This is a genomic window from Peptoniphilus indolicus ATCC 29427, assembly GCF_000227315.1.
In the GTDB taxonomy this organism is placed as follows: Bacteria; Bacillota; Clostridia; order Tissierellales; family Peptoniphilaceae; genus Peptoniphilus; species Peptoniphilus indolicus.
The window spans coordinates 1-580 of the sequence record NZ_JH165150.1 but is presented as its reverse complement, the minus strand read 5'-3'; the positions used below and the strand labels follow the sequence as shown (position 1 = coordinate 580).

The following is a 580-nucleotide window of genomic DNA, read 5'->3' as shown; positions in this document are numbered from 1 at the left end:
ATTTTTTATTCTCGTAAATTTATTTGCTCTATACAAGGCTAAAAATTATTTCTATGATACATCATTTTGAGAAATAAGAATGAAATGTGGTTTAAAGGTAAAATTATTAAAAAAAATAAATTTTTTTTCTGTATATAGGGGTTGTATCGTTTGTGACAAGTTTAACTTCTCCTTTATATCTCATCTATTTTAAGGAGAATGTAATTTCAGAAATTAATTCACTAGCATATTTATATTTGCCATCAGCAATTTTCATGATTTTTCTACCTAGTAAGCTGGGGAAATTTATTAGCAAGGCTAACAAATATGATAGTGTTTTTTACGGAATATTATTTACATCTGTACTGTATATGATGATATCATTAAGTAATTCAGGAATATTTTTTATAAGTATTTTTACTGCTATTTTAATGACAGAGGTATTTTATACTCAAGCTTCCAGCAGTATTTTAATTGAGATAACAGAGCCCCAAAAAATAGGTATAGCTTATGGAAATTATCGAAAAGCATTAGGAATTGGAAAGTCAATAGGTCCAATTCTAGGAGTCTATCTATATAGATTTTCAGGTGGTAAATTATC

General features: G+C 26.7%; 1 protein-coding gene. It reads left to right on the top strand.

The window, feature by feature from the left end:
* Positions 1-152: 152 nt before the first annotated feature.
* The coding region (locus HMPREF9129_RS10435; protein ID WP_040553373.1) for an MFS transporter at positions 153-580 on the top strand (428 nt) is incomplete at its 3' end.